Below are 5,150 nucleotides of genomic sequence, written 5' to 3'. Positions count from 1 at the left end.
GAGACCGACTGCGACATGTAGCCCCCGCCAGGGGGCCCGCCCGGAACACGGTTCCGGGCGGGCCCGACCCGCACCCGCACCGAACCCCAGGAGAACCCGTGGCCACCGCGCGACTCGCCCCCGGCGTCGCCCTCGTCACCGTCCCCGGACAGGGCCTCGCCGTCCGGACGCCCGACGGCGAGTTCCTCCGCGTCGACACCGGCACGGCGGCACCGGACACGGTCGTCGCGCACCTGACCCGCGCTCCCGGCCGGCCGGAGGACACCGCGCCCGGCTCCCCGCACCACGGCCCGGCCGCCACGGGCTCCGGCGGCCCCTCGGTCCCGGGCGCCGTCGACAGTGAGCTCGCCGTCCTCGTCGCCGCGTTCGGCGACGCGGGCTACCTCGCCCGCGACGGGGACCGCGTCCGTGGGCCGCTCGCCGGACACACCGTCGTCGTCCTCGGCGACGACGTGCTGACCGAGCCGCTGACCCGGTTCGTACGGGCAGAGGGCGGCGAAGTGCGCCACGCGACGCGGCTCACCGACCTGCCCGACGGGACGTCACCCCGCGCTGTCGTCTGGTGCCTCGACTCGCCCGTGCGGCACGGGCTGTGGGACGAGGCGGACCGGCTGCCGGCCCGCGGGGTCGGCTGGCTGCGCTGCCACCGCGAAGGCACGACGGCGTGGCTCGAACCACTCGCGGCCGGCCCGGGGGACGTCACCTCGGCCGACGTACGGCTGCGACGCCTCGCCGCGACGCCCGCCCACCGCGAACTCGCCGCCTACTGGGCCGGATCGTGCACCGACGACACCGGACCGGCCCACACCGCGGCCTCGGCCGCCCTCACGGCCTCCCTGCTGACCGCCGACCTCATCGCGTGGGCGGCGGGCCGGGGCGGCTCGCGTCGACTGCGCCGCGTCGACCTGCGCGACCTCACCGTCCACGAGCACACCGTGCTGCCGGTCCCCGCCGTAGCGCCCCTGACGCGATGACGGCCGCACCCGTGAACGAAGGCCCGGCCGTACCGGTGCCGGAACCCGTTCCCCTGCCCGCACCCGTCGTCGTGCGCGTGCCCGTCGACGGGGCGGGTCTTGCCACCAGCGTGCAACTGCCCGGCGGCGAGGGCCCCTTCCCGGCCGTCGTCCTGCGCACCCCGTACGACCGGCGCAGCCACCGCGACGAGGCGCGCGCCTGGGCCGCCAAGGGCTTCGCCGCCGTGGTCCAGGACGTACGCGGCCGGCACGCGTCCGACGGCGACTGGCAGCCCTACCGGTACGAGGAGACCGACAGCGCCGCCACGTTCCGCTGGGTCCGCGGCCGGTCCTGGTCGGACGGACGAGTCGTCGCCGCCGGCTCCTCGTACGCCGCCCACTGCGCACTCGCGGCCGTCGCCGACGGCGACCCCCGGAGCAGGCCGGACGCGGTGATCGCCGCCGTGCCCGCTCTCGGTCTCGCGGAGACGTCCCGCGAAAGCGGCGGCGTGGAGCGGCTGTCGGCCCGCGCGGGCTGGTGGGCGGCGCACGGCGACCGTCCCGACTCCGACACGGCGGCCATCGACAAGGCCCTCGCGCGCGACCCCCGGCTCCTCGAGCACCTGCCCCTCGTCCGTCTCCCTGAGCGGCTCGGGCGCCCGCTTCCCTCCTGGCCCGGGCTCTGGGCCGCGCCCCACCGGACCGCGCCCGCGCCCCGCTCGCCGGTCCCGCTCCTCGCCGTGGGCGGCACCCGCGACCCGTTCGCCGACGACACGCTGCGGCTGTGGCGCGAATGGCACGGCCCCGCACGGCTGCTCGTCGGACCGTGGGGCCACGGCCTGACCTCCCAGCCCGCCCCGGAGGCGCGCCCCGGACACCGGCTGCGGCTCGGCGCACTGTACGTACGGTGGGCACGCGCAGCCCTCGAAGGCGCTCTCGGCCACGAACGCCGGGGCGCCGTCGCCCTCGGCGGCAGCGAACACTGGTACCCGGCACCGCACGGCGCGGGCGGGCGGACCGCCTGGCCGTTCGGCGTGCCCGGCGGACTGCGGCTCCTCCAGGGCGACACCTTCGTCGCCGACCCGGAACAGCCCGTCCGCTCCGACGACTTGAGCGTCGAACGCCGTGACGTCCCCGACCGCGCACTGCTCGTCACCCCGCCGCTGCCCCGCCCCCTCGACCTGTGCGGCGCGGCCGGAGCGGATCTGTGCGCGACCGCCACCACCCCCACCGCCGACTGGGCCGTGCGCCTCGTCGCCCTCGATCCGGACGGCCGGGCCCTGCCGCTCGCCACCGGCATCGTCCGCAGGTCGGACCCGGCCGGCGAGGCGGCCCGGTTCCGGGTGCCGCTCGGCCTCGTGGCCCACCGGCTGCCCGCGGGGACGCGGCTGCGCGTGGAGGTGGCCGGACACCACTTCCCCGCCCACGCCCGTAACCCGCACACCGGCGAGGACCCGGTCCACGCCACCCGTCTCACCGCCTCGCGCAGGAGCCTGCGGCCGGACGGCAGCAGCCTGCTGCTGCCCGTCGTACGCGGCGGCCGGCCCATCGACCCCGTACAGGAGACATGCAGTTGACCAGCCCCCTGACCCTCGACGCGCTGGTGGACCCCGTCTGCGGGCTGATACGCGCCGTGGAGCCCGTACCGCACCCCGCGGGCGCACCTCCCCGCTACACCGCCATGACCGCGGACGTCGGCGACGCACGCCGTTTCGGGGCGTGGCCGGCCGACCGGGTGTCGCTCGGGACCACGTTCGGCGATCCGGAAGGCGCGCGGATCGCCGCGGTGGCCGAGGCAGTGGAGCGCTACTGCGGCAACCGGCTGCCCCCCGCCGGACACCCCGACGCACCCCGCCGGGCTACGGCCGCGGAACTCCTCTCCGAGGGCCGCACCCTCTACGGGCCCGGGGACCTGCCCGTCTACGCCGACTGGCAGTACGAACGCCCCCGTTTCGAGTACGGCCGCCTCACCCCCGACACTCCCGCGCTGTGGGCCCGCGCGCAGGAGCGCGGCGAGGAATGCTGGGCGCCCGTCGCGCTGACCCACCTCAACTGGCGGCAGGGCGACTCGCGTGACCTGCCCCGTACCCACCACCTCAACTACGCGGGCATCGCCACCGGCCAGGGCTTCGACGACGCCGTCGAACGGGGGCTCCTCGAGGTCGTCGAGCGTGACGCCCTCGAACTGTGGTGGCACCTCGACGGCCCCACCCGCGGCATCGACCCCGGCTCCGTCCCCGGCCTCGCCCGCGACCTGGACGGCTGCGGCCTCGACGTGTTCGTCGTGGAGATGCCCTCCGAGTTCGCGCCGTGCATGGCCGCCCTCGTCCACGACCCCGCACGCGGCATCCACGCGGCCGGCTTCGCCTGCCGCTACGACCCGGCGGAAGCCGCCCGCAAGGCCGTCCTGGAGGCCGTGCACACCTGGGTGTTCACCCAGGGCACGACGGAGGCCGACGGCTGGGTCTTCCGGGCGATCGACGCCGGGATGCTGGCACGCGGCCTGTACCTGGACCACCGTGCCGACCGCCGCTACCTCGACGACTGCGGCCCCGACTTCCGTGCCGTCCGCGACCTCGGCGCACACGTCCAGGTGTGGCTGGACCCCCGGACGGCGCCGCTGGCCGACCGCTTCACCCGGCCCGCCCTCGGCGTCGTTCCCGTCAGCGAGATCGCGCACGGCAGCCGGTCCGCCCTGGAGGAGCGCCTCGCGGCCGGCGGGCACCGGGTCGTCACCCTGGACCTGACCACGGAGGACGTCGCCGAGACGCCGCTGCGGGTGGCCCGCGTGCTCGTCTCCGGGCTCGTGCCCAACGCGCCCGCCGCGTTCGGCTACTTCGGCTGTCCGCGGTTCGCGGAGGCCGCGGTCGGACGCGGCTGGCGCGACCGCGCACCCACAGGGCCCGGCGACTTCACGCTCACGCCGCCCCCGCACATGTGAGGCGGTGACGGTGCCGCATTCGCCCATAGTGACCGAAGCGCTTGCCCTGGCCCGTTCCACGGCGGACCCCGGCCCCGACCTCCCCGCGGGGCCCGCGGCCGTGCCGCTGCGCGGCGAGGCGCTGCCCGTCCCGGCCCCACTGGACCGCACCCTGCGGCTCTCGCTCGCGGGCGACAGGCTGCGGCCCGCGCCCTCGGCCGGCGCCCTGCACCCCGTGGACACCTTTCTGCTGCTCGGCACCGGCTGCGGGCTCCCGCCGGGCGTCTACGCCTACGACCCGGCGTGCCACCGTCTGCACCGGCACGGCCCGGCACCGGAACTGGCGCCGGCGGGCGCCTTCGCCGTCCTGGGGGTGACCGCGCGCCGTACCGTGTCGCACTACGGCCACCGGGCCTGGCCGCTGGTGCTGCTCGACGCCGGCCATGCGGCGGCCGCACTCGCCCTGGCGGGCGCGCACGCGGTGTGCCTGGACGCGGACGGCGGGCTGCTGTCCGCGGCGGCCGGGGGCGTGCCGGTCGCCCTGGCCGCGGTGCAGCTGCTTCCCAGGGATCACGGCGCGCTCGCGCGCTGGGCAGGCGACCGGAACAGCGCCGTGTCACCACCGTGGGCGCACGAACCGCCTGGCTGCCTGCGCACGGCGCTGCGGGTCCTCGGTGAGCTCACCGACTCCGGAGGCAGCCGCGGCAGTTGGCGTACGGTCGCCGGTCGGGGACCGGACGACGCCGTGCTGCTGACGCGGCGCAGCGCGTCCCCGGGCTTCCACGGATCGCCGTCGAACGCCGTGCTGGCGCGGATCCTCGCCGCCGCGGAGACCGCGTCACCGACGGGCCCACGCTGGTGCCTGGCGGTGGGCGGGCCACGACCGGGTCTGCTGACGAGCCGCCCGCCGGCCACGTCGGACGGGGCAGTCCCCGGCGAGCCGGCCGCGCACGGAGTCCCGCGCCGAGGGCCGACCGACGCCCTCCACCGACTCGCCTCCGGCGACGTGCTGCCCACACTCGCCCACTGGGCCGCCCGGCAGAGTTGGATCGCGCGGGCGGGGGCCGTGCTCCTCGCCTACGGCTGCCCGGCGGGAGCACCCGGCGCCCGGGTCCGGCACGACCACCTCGCGGCCGGCTACGGCATCGGCCACGCGCAGGCCGCGGCGACCGCCGCCGGCGTGCCGTCACGGCCCGTCGGCTCCTGGCAGGGCGCGGACCTCGGGGCCGCGCTCGGCGGACCGCCGGGACAGGACTGGGTGATCCACGGCCTGGCCC

General features: G+C 77.5%; 4 protein-coding genes. All 4 read left to right on the top strand.

Translation table 11 applies throughout. The features are described from left to right. The first annotated feature begins 98 nt into the window (after positions 1 to 98). Positions 99 to 974, top strand: coding sequence for a hypothetical protein (locus ACWGH4_RS30795; RefSeq protein ID WP_453466686.1), 876 nt, complete (start codon positions 99 to 101; stop codon positions 972 to 974). Next, the gene (locus ACWGH4_RS30790) at positions 971 to 2,530 is read left to right on the top strand and encodes a CocE/NonD family hydrolase (protein ID WP_453466684.1); all 1,560 of its coding nucleotides are present in this window, start codon (positions 971 to 973) and stop codon (positions 2,528 to 2,530) included. Before ACWGH4_RS30795 ends, ACWGH4_RS30790 begins: the two co-directional genes overlap by 4 nt. Beyond that, positions 2,527 to 3,894, top strand: a complete 1,368-nt coding sequence (locus tag ACWGH4_RS30785; protein ID WP_453466682.1) for a YcaO-like family protein — start codon at positions 2,527 to 2,529, stop codon at positions 3,892 to 3,894. Before ACWGH4_RS30790 ends, ACWGH4_RS30785 begins: the two co-directional genes overlap by 4 nt. Before the next feature lie 28 nt (positions 3,895 to 3,922). After that, positions 3,923 to 5,150, top strand: a 1,228-nt coding sequence (locus ACWGH4_RS30780; RefSeq protein ID WP_453466680.1) for a nitroreductase, incomplete at its 3' end; no start/stop codon positions are given.

Source organism: Streptomyces sp. NPDC054847 (assembly GCF_053610925.1).
This window is presented reverse-complemented; position numbering and strand designations above follow the sequence as displayed.

What these genes read in the sequence shown, in the direction of transcription:
- ACWGH4_RS30790 (WP_453466684.1), top strand. Translation starts at nt 971, where the DNA reads ATGACGGCCGCACCCGTGAACGAAGGCCCGGCCGTACCGGTGCCGGAA.